Origin of the sequence: Mycobacterium sp. 48b (assembly GCF_048282725.1) — a bacterium.
In the GTDB taxonomy this organism is placed as follows: Bacteria; Actinomycetota; Actinomycetes; order Mycobacteriales; family Mycobacteriaceae; genus Mycobacterium.
Map to the genome: position 1 here is coordinate 3,093,822 of NZ_JBLVUL010000001.1, position 25,465 is coordinate 3,119,286.

Sequence of the window (25,465 nt, forward strand, 5' to 3'; positions counted from 1 at the left end):
CCAACCCGTCCGCGGTTTGGTTTCGGTGGCGCCAGAGGTAATCGCCCGGATACTCGCCTTTTGCCTCCCTCGTCCCCTCGCCTTTCCGCCCGACGGACCTCGTAGTGTCCGCTGTCCGCAAGAAAGGTCATCAGTGCCCACTTACAAGTCCAATGTCAACAAGTTCTGGCGAACCGCCACCGTCCTGGCCGCCACCGGCGTGCTCGCCGTCGGTTGCGGTGGCGGCGCCAGCGATGTCGCCGGCGGCGACCAGGGTGCCGCGGGAGCCGACACCACGCTGACACTCGTCGCCTACGCCGTGCCGGAGCCGGGCTGGAGCAAGATCATCCCGGCGTTCGCCGCCACCGAAGAGGGCAAGGGCGTTGCGGTGCGGACGTCCTACGGCGCCTCTGGCGACCAGTCCCGCGCCGTCGCCGACGGAAAGCCGGCCGACATCGTGAACTTCTCGGTGGAACCCGACGTGACCCGGTTGGTCAAGGCCGACAAGGTGGCCGATGACTGGAGCGCGGGCAATACGAAGGGCGTCCCGTTCGGTTCTGTGGTGTCATTGGTGGTGCGCAAGGGTAACCCCAAGGGCATCAAAGACTGGGATGACCTGCTGCAGCCCGGCCTCGAGGTGGTCACCCCGAGCCCGTTGAGTTCGGGTTCGGCCAAGTGGAACCTGCTGGCCCCCTATGCGGCGAAGAGCAACGGCGGCAAGGATTCTGCGGCCGGTCTCGACTTCGTCAACAAGCTGGTGACCGAGCACGTCAAGACCCGTCCGGGCTCGGGCCGTGAGGCCACCGACGTGTTCCTGCAGGGCACCGGCGACGTGCTGATCAGCTACGAGAACGAGGCGATCAACGTCGAGCGGCAGGGCAAGGACGTGGAGCACGTCAACCCGCCGCAGACCTTCAAGATCGAGAACCCGGTGGCCGTCGTCAAGACCAGCGCCCACGCCGACAAGGCCAAGGCTCTGGAGAACTTCCTGTTCACCGCCGAAGGGCAGAAGCTGTGGGCCGAGGCCGGCTTCCGCCCGGTCGACCCGGCGGTGGGGGCGGACTTCGCCAAGGACTTCCCGACGCCCGAGAAGCTGTGGACCATCGCTGACCTGGGCGGATGGAAGGACGTCGATCCGGCGTTGTTCGACAAGGAGAACGGTTCGATCACCAAGATCTACAAGCAGGCGACTGGATGACTTCAGTAACGCAGACCGATGCAGCCGAGCCTTATTCGGCTGCGCCCGCGCCGGGGGATTCCACCCCCGGCGCGCGGCCCGGCCGCTACGGCAGCACCTCGCTGCGCGTGGGGGCGGCGTCGATCTGGTTGAGCGTCATCGTGCTGCTGCCGTTGGCGGCGATCCTCTGGCAGGCGGCCGGCGGTGGGTGGAACGCCTTCTGGCTGGCCGTCACCTCCAACGCGGCGCTGGAGTCGTTCCGGGTCACGCTGACCATCTCGGCGGGCGTGACCGTGGTGAACCTGGTCTTCGGCCTCATCGTGGCCTGGGTGCTGACCCGTGACGACTTCCCCGGCAAGCGGCTGGTCGACTCGGTGATCGACCTGCCGTTCGCCCTGCCGACCATCGTCGCGAGCCTGGTGATGCTGGCGCTGTACGGCCCGGCCAGTCCGGTCGGCCTGCATCTGCAGCACACCAAGTGGGGTGTCGGTATTGCGTTGCTGTTCGTCACGTTGCCGTTCGTGGTGCGCTCGGTGCAGCCGGTGCTGCTGGAACTGGACCGTGATGTGGAGGAGGCCGCGGCATCGCTGGGCGCCAACACCTTCACGATCCTGACCAAGATCATCCTGCCGGCGCTGCTGCCCTCGTTGCTGTCCGGTGCCGGGCTGGCGTTCTCCCGTGCCATCGGTGAGTTCGGCTCGGTGGTGCTGATCGGTGGTGCGGTTCCCGGCGAGACCGAAGTGTCTTCGCAGTGGATCCGGACCCTGATCGAGAACGACGACCGGACCGGTGCCGCGGCGATCTCCATTGTGCTGCTGGCGATCTCGTTCGTAGTGCTGTTCGTGCTGCGGGCGGTGGGTTCGCGTGCGGCCAAACGTGAGGAGCTTTCGGCATGACGCTCTCACCGTCGGTGCGTTACTTGCTGCGCTTTCTGGCACTGGCCTATGTGGCGGTGCTGGTGGTGGTGCCGGTCGGGCTGATCCTGTGGCGGACCTTCAGCCCTGGTGTCGGAGCGTTCTTCGCATCGGTCGGTACGCCCGCGGCCATCTCGGCGCTGCAGCTGTCGCTCCTGGTGGTGGCGATCGTGGTGCCGCTCAACGTGTTGTTCGGGGTTCCCACGGCCCTGGTGCTGGCGCGCAACCGGTTCCGCGGCAAGAGCGCCCTGCAGGCGATCATCGATCTGCCGTTCGCGGTGTCACCGGTGGTTGTGGGTGTCGCGCTCATTTTGCTGTGGGGTTCGGCAGGACTGCTCGGCTTCGTCGAGAACAACCTCGGATTCAAGATCATCTTCGGCTTCCCCGGCATCGTGCTGGCCAGCATCTTCGTCACGGTCCCGTTCGTGATCCGTGAGGTCGAGCCGGTGTTGCACGAGATCGGCACCGATCAGGAGGAAGCCGCCGCGACGCTGGGGTCGACCTGGTGGCAGACGTTCTGGCGGATCACCCTGCCGTCGATCCGGTGGGGCCTGACGTACGGCATCGTGCTGACCATCGCCCGCACGCTGGGGGAGTTCGGTGCGGTGATCATGGTGTCCTCGAACCTGCCGGGCACCTCCCAGACGCTGACCCTGCTGGTGGCCGACCGCTACAACCGCGGTACCGCCGAATCGGTGTACGGGGCGTACGCCATCTCGACATTGCTCATGGCTGTCGCCGTGATCGTCCTGGTAGTCCAGGTGGTCCTCGACCGACGCCGAATCAAGGCCGCGCAGTAGGCCCGAGAAGGAGACAAGAGCTATGACCGACGCGATCGTGGTTCGGGGCGCCAACAAGCATTACGGCGATTTCGCGGCGCTCGACAACATCGACTTCGAGGTGCCGTCAGGTTCGTTGACCGCACTGCTGGGCCCGAGCGGCTCGGGCAAGTCCACCTTGCTGCGCGCCATCGCCGGCCTGGACCAGCCCGACACCGGGACCATCACCATCAACGGGCGCGATGTCACCGGAGTGCCGCCGCAGCGCCGCGGTATCGGGTTCGTGTTCCAGCATTATGCGGCGTTCAAACACCTCACCGTCCGCGACAACGTGGCATTCGGCCTCAAGATCCGTAAGCGGCCCAAGGCCGAGGTCAAGGAGAAGGTCGACAATCTGCTGGAAGTGGTGGGGCTGGCCGGTTTTCAGACCCGCTATCCCAACCAGCTGTCCGGTGGCCAGCGTCAGCGCATGGCATTGGCAAGGGCGCTGGCGGTCGACCCGCAGGTGCTCCTGCTCGACGAGCCGTTCGGGGCGCTGGATGCCAAGGTGCGGGACGACCTGCGCACCTGGCTGCGCCGCCTGCATGACGAGGTGCACGTCACCACCGTGCTGGTGACCCATGACCAGGCCGAGGCGCTTGACGTGGCGGATCGGATCGCGGTGCTCAACAAGGGGCGTATCGAGCAGGTCGGCTCGCCGACCGAGGTCTACGACGAACCGGCGAACGCATTCGTGATGTCATTCCTCGGTGCGGTCTCGGAGTTGAACGGGATCCTGGTGCGCCCGCACGACATTCGGGTCGGCCGCAACCCGGAGCTGGCCGTCGCCGCCGGTGACGGTACCGCCGAGGCCACCGGGGTCCTGCGGGCCACCATCGACCGGATCGTGATGCTGGGCTTCGAGGTAAGGGTCGAATTGACCAGTGCCGCTACCCATGTCCCGTTCACCGCGCAGATCACCCGCGGTGATGCCGAGGCGCTGGGGCTACGCGAAGGTGACACGGTCTATGTACGGGCGACGCGCGTTCCGCAGATCGCCGGGGGAGTGCAGGTTCCGGCGGGCGAGGGGGAATCCTCGAAGAATCCCGAGAACAGCAGCGACGAGGACGAGGCGCTGACCGTCAGCTGAGACGGTCAGGCCCGCCGGTCACGCCAGGGTCAGGAACAGCCGTTCCAGCTCGGCGACGTCCATCGGTTCGTCGCTCTCGCCGGTGATGCACTCGCGCAGCCCGGTGGCGACGATCTTGAACCCGGCGCGGTCCAGCGCGCGGGACACCGCGGCGAGCTGGGTGACGACGTCCTTGCAGTCGCGACCCTGCTCGATCATGGAGATGACGCCCGAGAGCTGTCCTTGCGCGCGCCGGAGCCGGTTGAGAATGGCGGCGATCGATTCCTCGTCGCAGATCATGTTGTCCCCCTCAAATGTTGGGTTCGTTGAATCCATGATACCCGTGGGGGTATGTGTCTGTCGTCATGTTGTCGCAGCCGGTGGACCGAAAATCCACCGCAGCGGACACCATCCGAGCCGGATGCAGCTGAGGTTGCCCAGGCCGGCAAGCACAGTCAGACCGGCGGCGGTGAGCCCGACGGCCGGGTGGACCTCCTGGCCGAGGATCAGCGACGCCATGAGCAACACGAACCAGCCGAAGGCCCGGCGCACCGCATCGGGGTCGACGTGCGCGGTCAGACGGGTGCCCAACAGGCTGCCCAGCACCGCCGCGGCGGTGATCGCGCCGGCGATCGTCCAGTCGATCGGCACGGTGCTCAGATGCCCGGCCAGACCTGCGGCCGAGTTCATCGTGATCACCAGCAGAGAGGTACCCACCGCGACCAGCATGGGCAGCCCGCCCAGCAGCGCCAGGGCGGGCACCACCAGGAATCCGCCGCCCGCTCCGACGGCTCCGGTCACGACCCCCACCCCGAGACCCATCAGCAGGACCTTGGCGACCGGCATCGTCCGTGTCGTCTGTTCGCACGCCTTGCGGCCCTTGATCATTGCGATCCCCGTGGCGATCATCACCACGGTGAATGCGGTCAGCAGTATCGATCCGGGCACGACGTAGCTCAACAGTCCGCCCAGGTACGCGCCGACCATGCCGGCCGCTCCGAACATCAGGCCGCTGCGCCATTGCACCCGGCCGGCCCGCGCATGAGACAGGGCGCTGACCGCGCTGGTCACCCCGACGACCAGCAGCGAGGTGGCGATCGCCTGCTTGGCCTCCATGCCGGCCACATAGGCCAACAGTGGAACCGTCAGGATCGAGCCGCCTCCGCCGAGGAGTCCGAGCGACACCCCGACCAGGACGGCCAGCGCGACAGCGAGGGCGATCATGCCAACGCGCCGGAAGGTGTCTGTTTGGAACCGATCAGCTGCTCGACGATGCTCTGGGCATCACCGGACGCACCCCGGTTGTAGGGCAGCTTCGACAGCATCATGCCCATCGCGCACGTGTTCGTCAGCGCCGCGGTGGACAGCCCGGCTCCGATCGCCGCGGCGACCCACTTCAGCTTGGGAGCGGTGATGCTGCCCAGGACACTGCTCAGCACGATCGACCCGGCGACCAGGCGGACCTGACGCTCCAGATCCCAGCGCTGCGCGCCGCGGCGCACCCCGAATCCCTTGTCCTGCCAGGCGGTCATGCCGCCCTCGAGGATCGCGACGTTGGGCAGACCGGCGTCGCGCAAGGTCTGTCCGGCCGTGCCGGCCCGCTGCCCGGAGCGGCAGATCAGCACGACGTTCTCGTCGAGATGCTGGGCGATCTCGTCCCGGTGCTCCTGCAGCAGATCCAGCGGCACGTTGTAAGCACCTGGGATGTGGGCGGTTTCGAACTCGCCGGGCGTGCGCACATCGATGAGCCGTGGGCCGGTGCCGGCCTGCTTGAGGGCGTTGAGTTCGGCGGCGTCGATGGTCGACGAGGTGGACATCAGGCCAGACCTTTCAACATCAGATTCCAGTACAGGGCGGGCAGCCCGTACTTCTTCAGGTACCAATACGGCCGGTGCGGCTTCACCGGATCGAGCAGGGGGAAGGAGGGTTTCAGCGCGAAGTCGTAGTCGAACTCGGCCAGCAGCATGTCGTGGGACGAGGTGACGATCGGGCAGGACGCATAGCCGTCGTAGGCCCCGGGCAGCGGCCGCCCGTTCAGTACCGCGCCGATGTTCTCGACGACGACGGGAGCCTGCTTGCGAATGGCGGCACCGGTTTTCGAGTTCGGCGACGACCCCGCATCGCCCAGTGCGAACACGTTCGGGTAGCGCACGTGCTGCATGGTGTGCTTGTCGATGTCGACATAGCCGTTGGCGTCCCCGCCGACATGGCTCGTGGACAGCGGGCTGGCCTTGATCCAGTCCGGCGCCGACTGATGCGGGACCGCGTGCAGTACGTCGTAGGGAAGTGTGGTTTCGATTCCTTCCGCGATGTTGGTCATCGTCACCTTGCGGGCCGCCGAATCGATGGACCGCACTTCACTTCCGGTGTGCAGCGTGATGCCGTAGTCGGCAATGACCTTGTCGAGGTTGTCGGCGATCGCGGGGATGCCGAAGATCCGCGGGGTCGGGACCACCAGGTGCACGTCGATGTCGTCGAGCACACCCTGGCGCCGCCAGTGGTCACAGGCCAGGTAGGCGATCTTCTGGGGTGCCCCGGCGCATTTGATCGGGCCCGACGGCATGGTGAACACGGCCGCCCCGGATCGGGTGTCACGGATGAAATCCCATGTGCGCGGGGCGAGGTCGAAGCGGTAGTTCGACGAGACGCCATCCTTGCCGAGGGTGTCGGTCAGACCCTCGGTGCGGTCCCAGTCCAGCTGGATGCCCGGGGCGACCACCAGCACGTCGTAGGAGTACGCCGTACCGTCGGCGCACGTGACCGTGTTGGCGTCCGGGTCGACAGATGTCACCGCACTCCTGATCCAGGTGGCGCCACGCGGCATCACCGACGTCTCGGCACGCTCGGTTTCGGCCGCGGTGGCCTGACCGCCTCCCACCAGCGTCCACAGCGGCTGGTAGTAGTGCTTGTCGGACGGTTCGATGATCGCCACGTCGGTGTAGCGCTTGCGCAGCAATCGGGCCGCCACGGTGATACCGGCCGTGCCGCCGCCGATGATCAGGACCTCATGCTTGGCTGGGGTGGACATGCTTGTTGTGTTTTCCTGTCTCTCAGACGATTTGCGCAGTGCTGGTTTGTGCGGCTCGGCCGCAGTACCGGTTTGTGCGGCTCAGGCGGTCTGGGTGCTGTCCGCCCAGGCGCCGTAGCCACCCAGGATGTCGCTGACATCGGTGAAGCCACGCCGGCGCAGCAGGCTGGCCGCCACCGAAGAGCGGTAGCCTCCGGCGCAGTAGACCACGGTCGGGCGGGTGGGATCCAATTCGACGGTCCGGTCCGGCAGCTGGCCCACCGGGATGTTGACCGCGCCCGGGATCATGCCCGCCTCGGTCTCGCCGGGATTGCGCACGTCGACGATCTGCAGGTCGTGGACCGTGGCGGCGCGCTGCCCGAAAGCGGTGGCGGTCAACCGTGAGGCGACGGTCACATCGTCGGAGTGCTCGAACATCGTCCGCTCCGGGTCGTCGAGGTAGCCCAGCACACGGTCGAATCCGATGCGCCCCAGCCGGTTCTTGCCTTCACGTTCCTCGCCCGGGTCGGTGACCAGCACGATGTCAGCGTCGGGTTTCACCACCGAGCCGGCGAACTCGGCATAGCGCCCGGCCAGCCCGATGTTGATCGCGTCGCGCAGATGGCCCAGCGCGAACTCCTCAGGGCTGCGGCCGTCGATCAGCATGGCCCCGCCGGCCACGGCGTCGGTGGCCTGGCGGTAGTCCAGCGCCTCCGGCATGGCCTCCTCGTCCAGCAGCGGACGGTCCTTACGGTTGAGGATCGCGTCGTACACGAAGTAGCCCGGGGCGGGCGGCTGTCCGGCGGTGACCAGTTCGATGAACGACTGCTTGTCGGGTGCGCGTAGCGCGTAGTTGGTCTGCTTCTGTTCGCCCATGGTGGACGACAATTCGGTGGACAGGTTCTTGCCGCAGGCCGAACCCGCGCCGTGGGCCGGGAAGACCCGGGTGTCATCGGGCAGCGGCAACAGCTTTTCTTGCAGCGAGTGGTAGAGCTTGTCGGCCAGTTCGTCTCGGGTGAAGCCGATCGAGGCCAGTAGGTCCGGCCGGCCGACATCACCGATGAACAGCGTGTCGCCGGTCAGAACGCCGTAGGGCACGGCGTCATCGGCGTGCTCGTAGACCACGATGCTCATCGACTCCGGGGTGTGGCCCGGGGTATGGCGGAACTCCAACACCACCTCGCCCAGTGAAATGCGTTGGCCGTCTTGGACTCCCATGTGATCGAACTCCGGCTCGGCGACGGACGAGTACACGATCGTGGCACCGGTGGCCTCGGCCAGCTCGAGGTGGCCGGACAGGAAGTCGGCGTGGAAGTGGGTCTCGATCACGTGGGTGATCTGCATGCCGAGCTTCTCGGCGTCGGCGACGTACTCGGAGACGTCGCGCTGCGGGTCGACGACCACGGCGCGGCCGGTGGACTCATCGCCGATCAGGTACGACGCGTGGGACAGACAGTCCAGGTAGTACTGGATGAACTTCATTGTTCAGCTCCTCGGTGGGCGGCCGTATACCTGGGGGGGTATACCAATGCCTACGAATATACCCCTTGGGGTATGGGAGTCAAGCCGATGAAGACGCCCCCGGTGGGTTACCGGGGGCGTGATTACGGTGAGAACTGCGGGGCGTCAGGCGGCGAAGCCGGCGCTGCGCGCGGCCAGCGCCTCTTCGTATCGGTCCAGCACCGTGGCTGCCACCAGGCGGTGCGGACCAAGCGGTTCGGCCATGGGAATGCCTGCGGCGCAGGCGAATTCGGCGACCCGATCGGTGATTCGACCGTGTGCCAGGAACCAGGGGGCGATCACCAGGCGACGGGCGCCGCCTTGGTACAAGCGATCGACAGCCTCCGGTAGGGACGGAGTCTGCCCTGTGGCGAACGCCACCTGCGTACCGGCCCAGCGGGTGCCATCGGCCAATGCGCGGGCCAGGGCGGTGGTCCGCGCATTGGCGATCGGATGAGACGAACCGACCCCGGTCAGGATCACGCCGAGGTCGGCGTCGAACCGGGACACGCCCACCGCGGTCAGCCGCTCCCGCACCACCTGCAGCAGGCGGGGGTCCTCACCGAGCACATCTGCCTGGATCACCTCGGCGCCGACGCCGGCGTTGGCGATCAGTTCGGGAATGTCGATCCGCGCGTGATAGGCGCTGCCCAACAGCAGTGGTACCACGACGGCGCCCGGCTCGACATCCGGCAGCACCTCGGTGAGGTTGGGCGCGTTCTGTTCACAGAACGCGACCCGCACCTCGGTGTCGGGCAGCAGGCGGCGCAGATGCCCGCCGATGGCGTGCGCGTTCGCCGACGAGCGCGGGTCCGCGCTGCCGTGTGCGGTGAGAACGAGCGTCACAGGTACCTCACGAGGCGTGCAGCCCGCACTCCGTCTTGGCCTGACCGGCCCACCGGCCGCTGCGCGGATCGGCGCCCTCGGCCGGCTTGCTGGTGCACGGCGCGCAGCCGATGGACGGATAGCCGTCGTAGACAAGGGGATTGACGAGGATGTCGTTGGCCTCGATGTAGGCCTGCATCTCCTCGTCCGACCAGGCGGCGATCGGGTTGATCTTCACCAGGCCGAAGGCGGCGTCCCAGCTGATCAGCGGGGCGTTGGCGCGCGTAGGGGCCTCCACGCGGCGGATGCCGGTCACCCAGGCGGTGTAGCCCGCCAGTGCCTTGCCCAGCGGTTCGACCTTGCGCATGCGGCAGCAGGCCGCGGCGTCCCGGGCGAACAGGTCCTTGCCGTGCAGTTCGTCCTGCTGGGCGACCGTGTTCTCCGGGCGCACGTTCACCACGTTGACGCCATAGACCTGCTCGACGGCGTCACGGGTGCCGATGGTCTCGGCGAAGTGGTAGCCGGTGTCGAGGAACAGGACGTCGACGCCCGGGCGCACCTTGGCCGCCATCTCGACGAGGACGGCATCCTGCATGTTGGAGGCCACGACGTAACCGGGTCGATGGGCCGGCCCGCCGGCGTCGCCGAAGTGCTTGTCAGTCCAGCGCAGCAGCTCCTCGGCGCCGGCATCGGCCAGCTCGGCCGCACCGCGTTCCGCGAGCTCCTGCAATTCGGTCGCTGTCAAGTTCGTCACGTCGTCACTCACCTCAAGTCCGCGTCGTCGGCCCGAATGGCCCACTGGGCGAAACGCTCGCCGTCCTCACGTTGTTTCACGAAGTTGCGAACGACCCGCTCGACGTAGTCGCCGAGCTCGCTGGACAGCACCTTGTGCTGGCGCAGCTTGCGGCCGAAACCGCTGTCGAGGCCGAGGCTGCCGCCGAGGTGGACCTGGAAGCCTTCCTCGGGTCCGTTGCCGTCGTCGATCATCTGGCCCTTGAAACCGATATCGGCGATCTGGATGCGGGCGCAGGAGTTGGGGCAGCCGTTGAGATTGACGGTCACCGGCACGTCCAGCGTCGAGTTCAGGTCGGCAAGACGCTCCTCCAGATCAGGCACCAGGCTCTGTGCCCGGACCCGGGTCTCGGCGAAGGACAGCTTGCAGTACTCGATACCGGTGCAGGCCATCACGTTCTGCCGCCAGCGCGAAGGCGTCGAGGACAGACCCAGGTCATCCAACCCGGCGCGCAGTTCGGCCAGCTTGTCGTCGGGGACGTCGAGCACGATCAGCTTCTGGTACGGGGTCAGCCGGATCCGGTCGGAGCCGGCGGCCTCGGCCAGATCGGCGATCTTGGTCAGGATGGTGCCCGACACGCGGCCCGCGATCGGTGCGACACCCACCGCGTTGAGGCCGTTCTTGAGCTTCTGCACGCCGACGTGGTCGATGTTGTGGGGCACCTGCTCGGGCGCGGGCCCGTCGATGAGCTTGCGCTTGAGGTACTCCGTCTCCAGCACCTCACGGAACTTCTGCGGGCCCCAGTCCTTGACCAGGAACTTCAGTCGAGCTTTGTTGCGCAGCCGGCGGTAGCCGTAGTCGCGGAAGATCGAGGTCACGCCCTCCCAGACGTCGGGCACCTCCTCCAGCGGCACCCAGACGCCGAGGCGCTGCGCCAGCATCGGGTTGGTGGACAGGCCACCGCCCACCCAGACGTCCAGGCCGGGGCCGTGCTCGGGGTGATCGACGCCGATGAACGCCACGTCGTTGATCTCGTGCGCCACGTCCTGCAGTCCGGAGATCGCGGTCTTGAACTTGCGCGGCAGGTTCGACAGCAGCGGGTTGCCGATATAGCGGCGGACGATCTCCTCCAGCGCGGGCGTCGGGTCGAGCACCTCGCTCAGGGACTCACCGGCAAGCGGCGAACCCAGGACAACGCGGGGGCAGTCGCCGCAGGCCTCGGTGGTCTGCAGACCGACCTCTTCGAGCCGGCGCCAGATCTCCGGCACGTCCTCGATCCGGATCCAGTGGTACTGGATGTTCTCTCGGTCGGTGATGTCGGCCGTGTCGCGGGCGAACTCGATAGAAATCTCGCCCAAGGTGCGCAGCGACTTCGCGGTCAGCGCGCCGCCGTCGGAGCGCACCCGCATCATGAAATACGGGGCTTCCAGCAGGTCGGCGTTGTCGTCACCGGTGAACGTGCCGTCATAGCCTTGCTCACGCTGGGTGTACAGGCCCATCCAGCGCATCCGGCCGCGCAGGTCGGTCTTGTCGATGCTGTCGAAGCCCTGCTTGGAGTAGACGTCCAGGATGCGGGCCCGCACGTTGAGGGCGTCGTCCTCCTGTTTGAACACCTCATTGGGGTTCAACGGGTCGCGGCTACCCAGCGCCCATTGGCCCTCATCGCGAGTCTTGGGCGGGCGCGGGTTGGCTTGAACCTCTGTCATGCTTTGGCTCCTTGTATGGAACCGGCCGTTGGAATGCGCTGATCACCGGTGGGGCTGACCGGCGGCGCAGATCCGGCGGCCAGCTGAATGTATGGGGCGGGCGGGTTCCGAAATCAACGCGTGATTAGGGCAGACAGCAACAGCTACAGACGCGCTTGAAATCGACATGCCGACGAGCCACCAGCGCAATGCGGGTGGTGCTGTTGTGGGCGGCAGTCACGCACGCCATTGTGCCACGATTGTCGTCACCTGCCCTAACCGGGCCATATTTGCGCTCACGGTGAGCAAAAGTCCGCGCTGGACAGTCTGGGAAAATCAAACCATGACCACGCGCACCGACCTCGCCGGCCAACCCCAGTTGGCCCACGTGCCAGATCGCGCGTTCGGCATCTACATCCACGTCCCGTTCTGCGCGACGCGGTGCGGTTACTGCGACTTCAACACCTACACACCGGCCGAATTGGGTGGTGCGAACCCCGACGGCTGGCTGGCCGCGTTGCGCGTCGAACTGCGACTGGCGGCCGAACGGGTCGGATCCGTGCCGGTACAGACGGTGTTCGTCGGCGGCGGCACGCCCTCGTTACTGGGCGGATCCGGCCTGACCGCGGTGCTGGGGGCCGTCCGCGACAACTTCGAACTGGCAGTCGAGGCGGAGGTGACCACCGAGGCCAACCCGGAGTCCACCTCGCCGGAGATGTTCGCGGCCCTGCGTGAGGCCGGTTACACGCGGGTGTCCCTGGGCATGCAGTCCGCGGCGCCGCAGGTGCTGGCCGTGCTGGACCGCACGCACTCCCCGGGCCGCGCGCCGGCAGCGGCCCTTGAGGCCAGGGCCGCGGGGTTCGAACACGTCAACATCGACCTCATCTACGGCACGCCGGGGGAGACCGACGACGATCTGCGGCGCTCGATCGACGTCGCGGTGGGCGCGGGCGTCGACCATGTGTCCGCGTATTCGCTGATCGTCGAGGACGGCACCGCCCTGGCCCGCCGGGTGCGCCGCGGCGAGATCTCCCGGCCCGACGACGACGTGCTCGCCCAGCGCTACGAACTGCTCGACAGTCGGCTGTCGGCGGCGGGTCTGCATTGGTATGAGGTGTCGAACTGGAGTGCCGACGGCGCCGAGTGCCGGCACAACCTCGGCTACTGGGGCGGCGGAGAGTGGTGGGGCGCCGGCCCCGGCGCGCACGGCTTCCTCGGTGCTACCCGCTGGTGGAATGTCAAGCATCCCAATGCTTATGCGCAAGCTTTGGCTGAAGAGCGTTTGCCGATAGCAGATTTCGAGGAGCTCGATGCTCGCGACCGCCATGTCGAGGAAGTGATGCTTAGGGTCAGGGTTCGTGAGGGCCTGCCGGTGGCGCTGCTCGATTCCGAAGAACTCGTCCGCGCCGAAACTCTCTGTGACGAAGGACTTCTCCTCCGGCAACGGGATGCTCTGGTGTTGACCGACCGTGGCCGGCTGCTCGCGGACGGGGTAGTCCGGGACCTGCTGGCGTAGGGCGCGGAACCGCCGGGCTCCCTGTGGGAAGCCTGTGAAACTGCTGTGTCTGCATGTGTGGATTCTGTGCGGAAGATATTGATCCCGTAGTAAATACGTAGCAGGGACGTAGGTCTGCGCAATGGGTAAGGCGAGGCTAAGCTTTGCCGAATGCTCACACGGAACGACCAAGCTGACTGCAATGCTTCGGCCGCGCTCGCCTCGTTCGAGCTGCCTGCGGGCGACAACATGACCGGCCCAGCCGATTTGGTCGCCGAGATCGCTCGCGCGCTGTCCGGCGACGGCAGCGACTACGTGGTGTACGAGCGGGGGAACCGGTGGATCCTGGCGTCCGGAGCGCAGTGCGGTGTCGAGTTGGACAGCGATGAACTGCGGCTCACCCGCGACGGTGTCGTGGCCGCCCGCCGCCCATGGTCCGGTAGGCCGGGTGCCGTGCTCGGCGAAGCGGTGGATCTCATGCTTGCCGACTCCGAAACTCACGCCGACACCGCATTCGGCTGGGTGGCGTTCGAATTCGGTACTTACAAGTTCGGTCTCGAGAACCGGTTGGCGCCGAAGACCCCGCTGGCGCGGGTCTTCAGTCCGCTGACGCAGATCGAGGTCACCGCCGAACGGGTCACCGTGCTCGGTGGCCTCGAGAGCCACCACGATGTCGTGCGGCACCTGATTGCCGGGGGCATCCAGCCCACCGCCGACCCCCGTGCCGTGGACATCCGGCACGACGTTAGTGGCTACCGCGACCGGGTCGCCTCGGCGATCGACGAGATCGGCAGAGGGCAGTACCAGAAGGTCATCCTGTCGCGGCGCTTCGACGTGCCGTTCCGGCTCGACTTCCCGTCGACCTACCGGCTGGGCCGCAGGCACAACAATCCGGCCCGGTCATTCCTGTTGCGGCTCGGTTCCCTTCGTGCGCTCGGCTACAGCCCCGAACTCGTCGCCGCCGTGCACCAGGACGGGCTCGTGGTCACCGAACCACTGGCCGGAACCCGGGCACTCGGCCGCGGTGCGGCCAACGATCAGGCGGCCCGCGACGATCTTGAGTCCAACTCGAAGGAAATCGTCGAACACGCGATATCCGTGCGCAGTTCGCTCAAGGAGATTTCCGAGGTCGCCGAGCCCGGCACGGCGACCGTCACCGACTTCATGACCATTCGTGAGCGCGGCAGCGTGCAGCATCTCGGGTCCACGGTGGGGGCTCGCCTCGACCCGTCGATGGACCGCATGGACGCGCTGGAAGCGTTGTTCCCGGCGGTGACGGCGTCGGGGATTCCCAAGGCTGAAGGGGTCGACGCGATCCTGCGGCACGACGAGCTGCCCCGTGGGTTGTATTCGGGTGCGGTGGCGATGTTCTCGGCCGACGGATCCCTCGACGCCGCACTCGCGCTGCGGGCGGCCTACGAGGCCGACGGGCACACCTGGCTGCGGGCCGGGGCCGGCATCATCGCCGAGTCCACACCCGACCGCGAATTCGAGGAGACCTGCGAAAAGCTGAGCACCTTGTCGCCCTACCTCGTCGAGAGAACGGACATGTGAGTGAGCTAACACGCCGGCAGTGGCTGCGCGCGACGGCGAACAGGCAGTCAAAACCGCCGCCTCGACCGGTAAACATGCACGTCATCGCCGCCTGGATGGCCTCCCAGGAGATTCACAGCTGGTTCTGAGGTAGAACCACTGCTCTTTCGGATCGTGTGCCAATATTGTCCGCATGTCGGCAGCGTATTTAGGCAAGCCTATCCAGACTTACCTTCGGGCCGGGTTCTGCTGACATGGGACCCGATAATTCGACCCCGGAACCCATCGCTGTCATCGGCCTGGGCTGCCGCGTCGCCGGCAGCGTTGCCACGCCTTCGGACTTCTGGAAATTCCTGCTGGAAGGGCGCAGCAACGTCACCGAGGTGCCCGAGGAGCGGTGGGAGCCCTACCTGCGGCGCGATCCCCGGAACGCGGCGGTGCTGCGCGAGGTCACTCGGCTGGGCACCTTCCTTGACGATCTGGCCGGATTCGACGCCGAGTTCTTCGGTGTCTCACCGCGCGAGGCCGAGGTGATGGATCCCCAGCAGCGGCTGGCGCTGGAGGTCAGCTGGGAGGCGCTCGAACACGCCGGAGTGTCGCCGAGGGCCCTGGCAGGTAGTGACACCGCAGTGCTGATGGGCGTCAATTCCGATGACTACGGCAAGTTGATCATGGAAGACCTGCCGGGCATCGACGCGTGGACCGGGATCGGAACCTCGCTGTGCGGTATCGCCAACAGGGTCTCGCATCTGCTCGATCTCCGCGGCCCGAGTGTGGCGCTGGACGCCGCGTGCGCGGCCTCGCTGGTCGCGGTGCACCAGGCGTGCCAGATGCTGCGTGCCGGCGAGACCTCACTGGCCCTGGCCGGCGGGGTGAGTGCGCTGATCGGCCCCGGACTGACCCGGGTGCTCGACGAGGCCGGGGCCACCGCGCCCGACGGCCGGTGCAAGACCTTCGATGCCGCCGCGGATGGTTACGGGCGTGGCGAGGGTGCGGGCGTGGTGGTGCTCAAGCGGCTCGCGGACGCCGAGCGCGACGGTGACCGTATTCTGGCCGTGGTGCGCGGTGGCGCCACTGCCCAGGACGGACGCACCGTGGGCATCATGTCTCCCAACGGCGCGGCACAGGCGGACATGTTCCGGCTCGCATGCCGGATGTCAGGTGTCGACCCGGCCGGCGTCGGATATGTCGAGGCGCACGGAACCGGAACTCCCACAGGTGATCCCACTGAGGTCGGCGCCCTGGCCCAGGTGTACGGAACAGGACGCGCCGAGGCGGACCGGTGCCGCATCGGGTCGGTCAAACCCAATATCGGCCACCTCGAGGGCGGTGCCGGGGTGATGGGGCTGATCAAGACAGTGCTGGCCCTGCACCATGAGGCGATCCCGCCCACCGCCGGCCTGCGTCAACTCACCGGTGCCGTCGACTGGGCCAACAGCGGACTTCGGGTGCCGACCGAGGTCGAACCTTGGCCACGCACCGACGCGCCCCGTCAGGCCGCGGTCTGCAGCTACGGTTACGGCGGGACTATCGCACACATTCTGCTCGAAGAGGCTCCGGCACAACAGGACACGACGCCGCACAGTGCGCCCGGTCCACTGATCGTTCCGCTTTCCGCACGGTCCGAACAGCGCCTGGCCCGTCAGGCCGAAGCGCTGGCCGACCACCTGCGGGCCGGGCACCACGAGGTGGCCCCCGTGGCAGCCGCGCTGTGGGCGCGACGCGGGCACGAACCGGTTCGGGCCGCAGTCGTGGCTGAGCACCGCCATGAACTGATCGCCGGACTGGATGCCCTGTCCCGCGGTGACTCCGGCGCCGGGCTGGTCACCGGTGAGGTGCCGGGCGGTCAGGCCCGGGACGCGGTGTGGGTGTTCTCCGGGCATGGTTCGCACTGGGCCGGTATGGGCCGCGAACTGCTCACGGCCGAGCCGGTTTTCGCTCGCGTGATCGACGAGGTCGACGAGGTCTTCGGGCGTGAGCTCGGGTTCTCCGCTCGGGAGGCGCTGAGCACGGGTGAGCTGGGCGGTACCGATCGGATCCAGGCGCTGACCTTCGCGATGCAGGTCGGACTCGCCGCGGTGCTGCGGGAGCGGGGAGTGCACCCCGCCGCAGTGATCGGGCACTCGGTCGGTGAAGTGGCGGCCTGTGTGGTCTCCGGTGTCTTCGAGTTGCGCCAGGGCGCGGCGGTGGCCTGCTACCGTGCCCGCGGCTTCCGATCCGTGATGGGTTGCGGTGCCATGGCTTTGGTGCGTTTGCCGTTCGCCGAGGCGGCGCAACGGCTGGCCGGTCGTACCGATGTGGTGGCGGCCATCAGCGCGTCGGCCGAATCCTGTGTGATCTCGGGCATCACCGACGCGGTCGCAGAGGTCTGCCAGTCCTGGGGCGAGCAGGGCATCGTGGTGCGCCGGGTGAACACCGACGTGGCATTCCACAGTCCCGCGATGGATGACCTGACCGGAGCCCTGGCCGCCAACGTCGCCGGGCTCGACCCGGCCCGGGATGCGGTGATCCCGCTGTACACCACGGCTTTGCCCGATCCCCGTTCCGCCGCACCGCGAGACGCCGACTACTGGGTCCACAACCTGCGTGGGCAGGTCCGGTTCGCCGAGGCCGTCACGGCGGCAGCCGAAGACGGCCACCGGGTGTTCCTCGAAGTGTCCGCACATCCGGTCGTGTCCCATTCGATCGTCGAGACGCTCCTGCACCTCGGTATGGACGAACATGCGGTGGTACCGCTGCTCCGCCGTAACACGCCGGAGTCGCCGGCCGTCATGACCGCGATCGCCTCGCTGTACTGCCACGGCGCCGACGTCGAACACGGTGTCGCCGAGACCGATCCGTGGACCGCCGATCTCCCGGTCACACAATGGCAGCACCGGCACTTCTGGCGGGTGCCCACCGCATCGCCCGGTGGGCGCGCGGTGCACGACACCACCAGCCACACCCTGCTGGGCGGCCGCACCGACGTGGCCGGAACCGTCGCGACCCGCATGTGGCAGACCCGGCTGGATTTCGACACCCGGCCGTACCCCGGCGACCATCCGGTCCAGGGAACCGAGATCATCCCGGCCGCAGTGCTGTTGAACACGTTCCTGACGGCGGCCGGCAGTGGTGCCGGACTGAAGGACATCCGGCTCCGCACACCCGTGGCCCCCGCGCGCGCCCGCGATCTTCAGGTGGTGCTGGCCGACCGTGAGCTGACCCTGGCCTCACGGCTGGCCGACGCCGCCGAAGAGCAGGACGGCGGGTGGCTGACCCACAGCAGTGCGGTGGTGGCCCTCGGCGGCGCCGCGGATGACGCGGGAACCGTGGCCGTCGATCTGGAGAAAGCCCGCGCGCGCTGCACCGAGCAGTTGCCGCCGCGCCACGTGATCGACACCCTCGCCGAACTCGGGGTTGCGGCCATGGGATTCGATTGGGACATCAAGGATTTGCGCCGCGGCGAAGGTGAGTTGCTGGCCCTCGTCAGCTCCGAGTCCGATGGCGGGCAGCCCAGCACGTGGGCCTCGCTGGTCGACGCCGCGACCTCGGCGGCCTCCACGACATTCGACGGACCGCCGCGGTTGCGGATGCCGGCCCGCATCGAACGGGTCCAGGTATACGGCGCGCCGCCGGCCACCGCGGTGCTGTCGGTCCGGCGCAGGCCAGGGACGACCACGACCGATGTGGTGATCACCGACGAATCCGGGTCGGCGCTGCTGTCGATCAGCGGCATGACCTTCGAAGAGCTGGAGAATCCGGGACGCGAATGGTCGCCGACCGACATCCGCCGCATCGTGCACCGGGTGTCGTGGCATCCGGTGGCGGGCCGCGGCGAGCTGTCCCCCAGTGGGGTGGTGCTCGTCGGCGGAGATGTCGACCGGCTGGAGACCGCAGTCGACGATCTGACCGCCGCCGCAGTGCCCTACCTGGCGGTCGAAGACCCCGACGAACTGGAATCGAACCTCGAATTCGGTTCACTACCAGCAAAACTCGGGGATTCCGCGGTGGTTCTGGTACTACCTCGTGATGACGACTCGCCGGAAGCGGCCGTCGACCTGGTGACCAGGACGCTGGCGCTGCAGCAGCGCCTGGGTCTGTCGGCGCGGGTGTGGGCGCTCACGGTCGGTGTCCACGAGGGCGCCAACGTGACCCACGCGCCGCTGTGGGGGCTGGGCCGGGTCGCCGCGGCCGAGCATCCGCAGTTGTGGGGCGGTGTCATCGATGTGGCCGATGGATGCCTGCCGCTGACGGCTCTGGGATCACTGGCCGGCCACGGTGTGCTGGTGGTCCGTGACGGGGTGGCACTGGCCGCCCGGCTCACGGCATCGGGCACGACCCCGACCGCCCCGACACAGCCGGCTCCGATGCAGTGCGTGCCGGGCGGCACCTACCTGATCACCGGCGGGACCGGCGCGCTTGGTCTGCGGATGGCCCAGCGCCTGGCCGACCTCGGTGCCCGCCGGCTGGTGCTCTTGTCGCGCTCGGGCCTGGCCGACCGGTCGGACTGGGTGGAGGACACGCAGTCGGCGGCGATCCGCGCGGTCACCGCACTGGAGGAGCGTGGCGTGTCGGTCACCGTCGCCGCCGTCGACGTCGGCGCGCCCGGATCGGCCGACGCCCTGCGGGATGTGCTGCGCCCGTTGCCGCCGGTGCGCGGCGTCATCCACGCCGCGGGTGTGGAAGCCGGTGCGCTGCTGATGAACACGACTTCCGACGAATTTGCCGCCGCCATGCACCCGAAGGTGCACGGCACGCTCGTGCTGCACGAGGTGTTCCCGCCCGAGCAGCTCGACTGGATGGTGCTGTTCTCCTCATGCGGCTATCTGGCCGGATTCCCGGGCCAGGGTGCCTACGGTTGCGCCAATTCGTTCCTGGACGTGATGGCCCGGCACCGGCGCAGTCTCGGGGACCGCACGACCGCGGTCGCCTGGACGGCGTGGCGCGGGCTGGGGATGGGCTCGGCGTCGGAGTTCGTTGCGGCGCAACTCGATGCACTCGGTATGGGCACGGTCAGCGCCGACGACGCGATGGGCGCGCTCGACCTTGCGATGCGTGAGGACGCGGCCAACGTCGTGGTGCTGCCGGTCCTTCCGGCGGCAGCGGCGGTGCCGATCCTGGCGGATGTGGCACCCGAGGACGAACCCGACGACGCGTCGGATCCGTCATCGAGCGTGGGGGAGTTCGACCCCGATCAGCTTGCCGCCCATGTGTTGAGCGCGGTGGCAAGCCAATTGGGGCTCGCGGAGTCCGACGTGAACGTCGACCTCCCGCTGGTGGAGTTGGGCGTGGACTCGATCATGACGGTCCGGCTCCGCCGTCAGCTGGAGAAGCAGACCGGGCTGTCACTGCCGCCGACCCTGCTGTGGGAGCATCCCACCGCGGCGGCAGTGACGGCCAGGATCATCGAGCTGCTCGATCCCGAGGCAGGCCGTTCGCTCACCCGGTGATCGCGGCGATCAGCTTCTTCTTGTCGACCTTGCCCACCGCGGTGGCGGGCAGGGTCGACATCGGGACCAGTACGTCGGGCCGGGCATGGGCCGATGCCCCGCGCTCGTCGAGGAATTCGTTGAGCTGGACGAGGCTGACCGGTGCGCCTTTGAAAACCACTGCAGCGCAGATTTTCTCCCCGAGGTAGTCATCGGGAAGCGCCACTGCCGCAGCCGCGAACACCGCCGGGTGGGTCAGCAGATGGTCCTCAAGATCGGTGGCCGACACCGTCTCACCACCGCGGTGGATGACGTCCTTGATGCGGCCGGTCACCTCGACGTAGCCGGCCCGCGGCCCGTCGGTGAAGATCCGGACCCGGTCGCCGGTGCGGTAGAACCCGTCGGGGCTGAAGGACCGGGCATTTGCCTCCTCGGCGCGGTAGTAGCCGTTGAGCGTGTAGGGGCCGCGCACCAGGAGCTCACCCTCCTGCCCGGGGGCGACCTCGTGGCCGTCCTCGTCCACCACGCGCATCTCGTCGTGCGGCGACATCGGCCGGCCCTGGGTGTGCTCCACCACGTCCACCGGATCGCCCGGCCGGGTGAAATTCAGCATCCCTTCGGCCATTCCGAAGATCTGCTGCAGGCCTGAGCTCAGGCCTTGATACACGAATCGGGCATCGTCCGGGGACATCCGTGATCCGCCCACCTGGACCACGCGCAGCGAGGTCGGCAGCACCGGTTCCCAGTCGCAGGCCTGGGCCCACAGTTTGGCCAGGGCGTTGACGAGACCGGTCACGGTGACGCCGTGGGCATTGATCAGGGCGAAGGCCGATTCGGGGCTGGGGTCGTCGGTGTAGACGGTGGTCGCGCCGACCGTCATCGAGCCGAGCAGGCCCGGGCAGGCGAGCGGGAAGTTGTGTCCGGCGGGCAGTGCCGCGAGATATACGTCGTCGTGCACCATTTCGCACGCCTGGGCGCACGCGGCGGCGTTGTACCGGTAGTCGTCATGGGTACGGGGGATGAGCTTGGGCAGCCCGGTGGTTCCGCCGGACACCAGCAGAACGGCGGGACCGCTGGTGTCGACGGTGAAGCTCGGCGGGATGCCGTCGAAATCCTTGAGAGCAGACCAGGGTTGGAAGGAACCCGGATCGCCGTCGACGAGAATGTGACTCAGTCGCGGGTGTTCGGACGCGACCTGGGTGGCCAGCTCGCGGTAGTCGAATCCGGCGATGGCGTCGGGGATCACCAGGCCGACGGCGCCGCTGACTTCGGCGAAATGGCCCAGCTCCGCAGACCGGTGGCCGGGCAGGCACAGGACGGGGACCGCCCCGGCGCGAAGCAGGCCGAAGGTGGCGACCGCGAATTCGCGGGTGTTCGGCAGCTGCACCAGGAAGCGGTCGCCGAGGTTGATCCCGCGAGCGGCCAGGGCGGCACCGATGCGGTCGGCGAGTGCGTCGAGTTCGGCGAACGTGTGGCTGCCGGTGGCGTCGACGACGGCCGGCTTGTCCGGCCAGCGTTCGGCGGCCTCGCGCAGGATGCTGTCCAGCGCTTTGCCCTGCCAGTACCCGGCCTGGCGGTATACCTCGGCACGGTCCTCGGGGAATGGGGTGAATCCGTTTGCCAGTTCGTCCTGTTCACGGTCAAAACCGGTGGTCATCGGTGGTCTCGGCTCCCGTCGGGTGGGTGTGTCAGCAGATCGAATATAGGGTAACCTCCACAAAGTTAGGGCAGCCTTTACTAATGTTTTGGAGGATGAAGCGTGGTGGCGACGAGTTCCCGGACAGTCCGCGACGAGGTCGCCGAACTCCTGGGGGTCAGCGCAGACGACGTCGATCCCAACGCCGACCTGATCGCATCCGGTCTCGACTCGATCCGGATGATGTCGCTCTCGGGCCGGTGGCGGAAGCAGGGCATCAATGTCGGATTCGCAGCTCTGGCAGCCAATCCCACCGTCGCCGCCTGGATCGACCTGGTCGCTGAGCACGCTCCCGACGCCCCGGTTCAGGACTCCGTCCCCGAAACCGAGGGTCACGTCGCCGACGATGCGAGCGAACCCTTCCCGCTGGCACCCATCCAGCATGCGTTCTGGGTGGGTCGCAACCAGGATCAGCAGCTCGGTGGCGTCGGCGCCCATCTGTACGTCGAATTCGACGGCGCCGGAGTCGATCCGCAGCGGTTACAGGCCGCGGCGACGAAGCTGGCTGCGCGCCATCCGATGCTGCGCGTCGAGATCCTGCCCGACGGTACGCAGCGGATCGGTGACCGGCCGCTGCCGGTCACCGTCTACGACTTCCGCGACCTGGATGATGCTGCGGCACAAGCGCAGTTGGAGTTGCTCAGGGAGTCCAAGTCGCATCAGATGCTGCACGAAGAGGTACTGCAGCTGAGCCTGTCGCTGCTGCCGTCCGGAAGCACGCGTCTCCATGTGGACATGGACATGCAGTGCGCGGATGCGGTGAGCTACCGCAACTTCATGGCGGATCTGGCCGCCTTCTACCGCGGCGCCGACCTGCCCGACCTCGGCTACACCTACCGCGAATACCGTTCCCAGCTCACGGCTTCGGTGCCGCCACCGTCGCAGGAGGACCTGCAGTGGTGGGCCGACCGGGTGCCCGATCTGCCGGATCCGCCTGTGCTGCCCCTGGTTCCGCTGTCGGATCAGCGCAACCCGCACCGCAGCATCCGGCTGTGGGAGACCCTCGACGTGCCGACCCGCGACGCATTGTTCGCGGCGGCCCAGCGGCGCGGCATCACCCCGGCCATGGCGGTCGGCGCGTCCTACGCGAACGCGCTGGCGCGCTGGTCCACGCAGTCCAGGTTCCTGCTCAACCTGCCGATGTTCGGCAGGGAGCCGTATCACCCCGATGTGGACAAGCTGGTCGGAGACTTCACGTCCTCGCTGTTGCTCGACATCGACCTGACCGGTGCCGATACGGCCATGGCCCGGGCCCGGGTGGTGCAGGAGACGCTGCACGCGACCGCCGCGCATTCCTCGGTGTCCGGGCTCGATGTGCTGCGCGACATGAGCAGGCACCGCGGCAGCCAGACGCTGGCCACCATCGTCTACACCAGCGCGCTCGGGCTGGGCGATCTGTTCGCCGGTGACGTCACCGATCACTTCGGGGCGCCCGTGTGGACCATCTCCCAGGGGCCCCAGGTGCTCATAGACGCTCAGGCGACACCGATCGCCGAGGGCCTGATGATCAACTGGGACGTCCGGGTCGAGGCGTTCCGCCCCGGGGTGGCCGAGGCCATGTTCGCCTACCACCTCGACGAACTGCGCCGCCTGGCCACCGACGATGCGGCCTGGGATGCCCAGGACCCCCCTGCCCCCTCGGAGCAGCAGCGCCGGGTCCGGGCCGAGCTGAACGCGTCGACATCCGTTCCCAGCGGCGATGCTCTGCACACCGGTTTCCTGGGCAACGCGGTGGCCACCCCCGACGCGCCTGCGGTCTTCAGCAGCGCCGGCAACCTCACCTACGCCGAACTGCGGGACAAGGTGCTGGCCGTGGCGGCCGCCCTGCAGTCCCGTGGGGTGTGCCATGGCGAGGTGGTCGCCATGCTCGGCCCCAAGAGCGTCGAGCAGGTCATCGCGCTGCTGGCCATCTCGATGGTCGGCGCGGCGTATCTGCCGGTCGGGGTGGATCAGCCGGCCGATCGGGCCGCCCGGATCCTGCACACCGGTGGGGTGGACTTCGCCCTGGTCTGTGGTTCGGGGCCGGATCATCCCGAGCTGCCGCACCTGACCGTCGCCGACGCCGAGGTCATCGGTGATCCGGCGCATTTCGAGCCGGTCGACGTCGCCCCGACGGACCTGGCGTACGTGTTGTTCACGTCGGGCTCCACCGGTGAGCCCAAGGGCGTCGAGATCACCCACGACGCGGCGATGAACACCATCGAGTTCATCAACGATCATTTCGAGATCGGCCCGGCCGACCGGTGCCTGGCGTTGTCGCATCTGGAGTGCGACCTGTCGGTGATCGACGTCTACGGCACCCTGCGTTCGGGTGGCTCGATGGTTGTCGTCGACGAGAAAGACCGCCGCGATCCCGATGTGTGGGTCGAGCTGATCGCCGAGCATCGGGTGAGCGTCCTGCACTTCCTGACCGGCTGGCTGGAGATGCTGGTGGCCGCGACTGACGGGGCATCCTTGCCTTCACTGCGGGTGGTGCCCACCGGAGGCGACTGGGTGCGTCCCGACATGGTGCGCGCATTGCGAGCCGCGTCGCCGCAGGTGCGCTTCGCCGGGCTGGGCGGGGCCACCGAGACCGCGACCCACAACACCATCTTCGAAGTCGGATTCGGCGACGACGCGCTGCCGTCGCACTGGACCTCGGTGCCGTTCGGCGTGCCGTTGACCAACAACTGCTGCCGCGTGGTCGACGCACGGGGCGAGGACTGCGCCGACTGGGTGCCGGGTGAGCTGTGGGTCGGCGGTCGCGGGATCGCCCGCGGCTACCGCGGGCGCCCGGACCTGACCGCTGAACGGTTCGTCGAGTACGACGGGCGCCGCTGGTACCGCACGGGGGACCTGGTGCGGTCCTGGCCCGATGGCACGTTGGAATTCGTCGGCCGGGCCGATCACCGGATCAAGGTGAGCGGCTTCCGTATCGAGCTGGGCGAGGTCGAAGGCGCCTTGTGCCGGGTTCCCGGTGTGGATGCGGCCGTTGCGGTGCTGGTGCCGGTCGACGGCGGCCACGATCTGCTCGGCGCGGTGGTACGGGCGGATCAGGCCGGCCGGAACGCGGGCCTGGATCCGGAATCGGTGGCCGGCGCGCTGGCCGAGCTGGTGCCCGCGCACATGATCCCGCAGGTCCTTCTGGTGGCCGACGAGATTCCCTACGCCAGGGGCAAGACCGACCGCACCGCGGTGGTCCGGATGCTCTCGGCCGTCGGCGCACCCGAAGCCAGGGGGTACCGCGCGCCGAGCGACCCGTTGGAAACGGCTCTGTGCGCAATCGTCGGCGACGTTCTCGGGCAGTCCGGTGTCGGCGTCGACGACGACTTCTTCGCCCTGGGCGGGGACTCTGTGCTCGGCACCCAGCTGGTGGCGCGGATCAGGGACTGGCTGGACACCTCGACCGTGATGGTCGCCGACGTCTTCGCCGCCCGAACGGTCGGGCAGATGGCTGCGCTGCTGACCGGCCGGGAAGCGGGCTCGGACCGTTTGCAGCTGGTGTCGGAGCTGTATCTAGAGGTCACAGGCATGGACAGCGCCGATGTGGCCTCCGAGCTGGAACGCACATCCCCAGAACCCGCGTTCGGCAACTAAGGTTAGAGTTACTTCAGTTAGGGCAGGCTTTGCTTATCGTCAGGAGGTCG

At 67.8% G+C, this 25,465-nt stretch carries 18 protein-coding genes; 8 read left to right on the forward strand and 10 right to left on the reverse strand.

The window, feature by feature from the left end; genetic code table 11:
- Nucleotides 1-133: 133 nt before the first annotated feature.
- The 4 genes from ACNQR1_RS15075 to ACNQR1_RS15090 are packed head-to-tail and all read left to right on the forward strand — an operon-like array spanning nt 134 to nt 3,978.
- Nucleotides 134-1,177: a sulfate ABC transporter substrate-binding protein gene (locus ACNQR1_RS15075; RefSeq protein WP_418047013.1), complete on the forward strand. Its 1,044-nt coding sequence runs from the start codon at nt 134-136 to the stop codon at nt 1,175-1,177.
- Nucleotides 1,174-2,052 (forward strand): sulfate ABC transporter permease subunit CysT, encoded by an 879-nt coding sequence (cysT, locus tag ACNQR1_RS15080; RefSeq protein ID WP_418047014.1) that lies wholly within the window; start codon nt 1,174-1,176, stop codon nt 2,050-2,052. The genes ACNQR1_RS15075 and cysT overlap by 4 nt, the downstream gene beginning before the upstream one ends.
- A complete protein-coding gene (cysW, locus tag ACNQR1_RS15085) occupies nt 2,049-2,870 on the forward strand; it encodes a sulfate ABC transporter permease subunit CysW (protein ID WP_273735866.1) in 822 nt (273 codons plus the stop codon). Before cysT ends, cysW begins: the two co-directional genes overlap by 4 nt.
- 22 nt (nt 2,871-2,892) lie before the next feature.
- Nucleotides 2,893-3,978 (forward strand): sulfate/molybdate ABC transporter ATP-binding protein, encoded by a 1,086-nt coding sequence (locus tag ACNQR1_RS15090; RefSeq protein WP_418047015.1) that lies wholly within the window; start codon nt 2,893-2,895, stop codon nt 3,976-3,978.
- An 18-nt stretch (nt 3,979-3,996) separates the two neighbouring features.
- On the opposite strand, the gene ACNQR1_RS15095 is transcribed toward ACNQR1_RS15090, so the two are convergent.
- From ACNQR1_RS15095 to ACNQR1_RS15135, 9 genes are all read right to left on the reverse strand, one after another.
- On the reverse strand, nt 3,997-4,257 hold the full coding sequence (locus tag ACNQR1_RS15095; RefSeq protein WP_064930836.1) for a metal-sensitive transcriptional regulator: 261 nt from the start codon (nt 4,255-4,257) through the stop codon (nt 3,997-3,999).
- Between the two features lie 63 nt (nt 4,258-4,320).
- A complete protein-coding gene (locus tag ACNQR1_RS15100; RefSeq protein ID WP_418047016.1) occupies nt 4,321-5,181 on the reverse strand; it encodes a sulfite exporter TauE/SafE family protein in 861 nt (286 codons plus the stop codon).
- Nucleotides 5,178-5,774: a rhodanese-like domain-containing protein gene (locus tag ACNQR1_RS15105; protein WP_418047017.1), complete on the reverse strand. Its 597-nt coding sequence runs from the start codon at nt 5,772-5,774 to the stop codon at nt 5,178-5,180. The genes ACNQR1_RS15100 and ACNQR1_RS15105 overlap by 4 nt, the downstream gene beginning before the upstream one ends.
- On the reverse strand, nt 5,774-6,985 hold the full coding sequence (locus tag ACNQR1_RS15110) for an NAD(P)/FAD-dependent oxidoreductase (protein WP_418047018.1): 1,212 nt from the start codon (nt 6,983-6,985) through the stop codon (nt 5,774-5,776). The genes ACNQR1_RS15105 and ACNQR1_RS15110 overlap by 1 nt, the downstream gene beginning before the upstream one ends.
- 81 nt (nt 6,986-7,066) lie before the next feature.
- Entirely contained in the window at nt 7,067-8,446 is a 1,380-nt protein-coding gene (locus ACNQR1_RS15115; protein ID WP_418047019.1) for an MBL fold metallo-hydrolase, read from the reverse strand.
- A 144-nt stretch (nt 8,447-8,590) separates the two neighbouring features.
- Nucleotides 8,591-9,310 (reverse strand): sirohydrochlorin chelatase, encoded by a 720-nt coding sequence (locus ACNQR1_RS15120; protein WP_418047020.1) that lies wholly within the window; start codon nt 9,308-9,310, stop codon nt 8,591-8,593.
- A 7-nt stretch (nt 9,311-9,317) separates the two neighbouring features.
- Nucleotides 9,318-10,043, reverse strand: a complete 726-nt coding sequence (locus ACNQR1_RS15125) for a phosphoadenylyl-sulfate reductase (protein WP_418047021.1) — start codon at nt 10,041-10,043, stop codon at nt 9,318-9,320.
- Between the two features lie 8 nt (nt 10,044-10,051).
- A complete protein-coding gene (locus ACNQR1_RS15130; RefSeq protein ID WP_418047022.1) occupies nt 10,052-11,728 on the reverse strand; it encodes a nitrite/sulfite reductase in 1,677 nt (558 codons plus the stop codon).
- 124 nt (nt 11,729-11,852) lie between these two features.
- Nucleotides 11,853-11,957 (reverse strand): Ms4527A family Cys-rich leader peptide, encoded by a 105-nt coding sequence (locus tag ACNQR1_RS15135; RefSeq protein ID WP_418047023.1) that lies wholly within the window; start codon nt 11,955-11,957, stop codon nt 11,853-11,855.
- A 93-nt stretch (nt 11,958-12,050) separates the two neighbouring features.
- On the opposite strand from ACNQR1_RS15135, the gene hemW reads away from it, so the two are divergent.
- The 3 genes from hemW (at nt 12,051) to ACNQR1_RS15150 (ending at nt 20,164) form a co-directional block, all read left to right on the forward strand.
- Nucleotides 12,051-13,223, forward strand: a complete 1,173-nt coding sequence (hemW, locus tag ACNQR1_RS15140) for a radical SAM family heme chaperone HemW (protein ID WP_418047024.1) — start codon at nt 12,051-12,053, stop codon at nt 13,221-13,223.
- Nucleotides 13,224-13,373: 150 nt separating this feature from the next.
- Nucleotides 13,374-14,756, forward strand: coding sequence for a salicylate synthase (locus tag ACNQR1_RS15145; RefSeq protein WP_418047025.1), 1,383 nt, complete (start codon nt 13,374-13,376; stop codon nt 14,754-14,756).
- A 233-nt stretch (nt 14,757-14,989) separates the two neighbouring features.
- Nucleotides 14,990-20,164, forward strand: coding sequence for a beta-ketoacyl synthase N-terminal-like domain-containing protein (locus ACNQR1_RS15150; protein WP_418047026.1), 5,175 nt, complete (start codon nt 14,990-14,992; stop codon nt 20,162-20,164).
- Here ACNQR1_RS15150 and ACNQR1_RS15155 read toward each other — a convergent pair.
- A complete protein-coding gene (locus ACNQR1_RS15155) occupies nt 20,154-21,800 on the reverse strand; it encodes a (2,3-dihydroxybenzoyl)adenylate synthase (RefSeq protein WP_418047027.1) in 1,647 nt (548 codons plus the stop codon). The two genes, ACNQR1_RS15150 and ACNQR1_RS15155, sit on opposite strands and share 11 nt — an antisense overlap.
- Nucleotides 21,801-21,902: 102 nt before the next feature.
- Here ACNQR1_RS15155 and ACNQR1_RS15160 point away from each other — a divergent pair, with 102 nt between their 5' ends.
- Nucleotides 21,903-25,415, forward strand: coding sequence for an amino acid adenylation domain-containing protein (locus tag ACNQR1_RS15160; protein WP_418047028.1), 3,513 nt, complete (start codon nt 21,903-21,905; stop codon nt 25,413-25,415).
- The last annotated feature ends 50 nt before the right edge of the window (nt 25,416-25,465 follow it).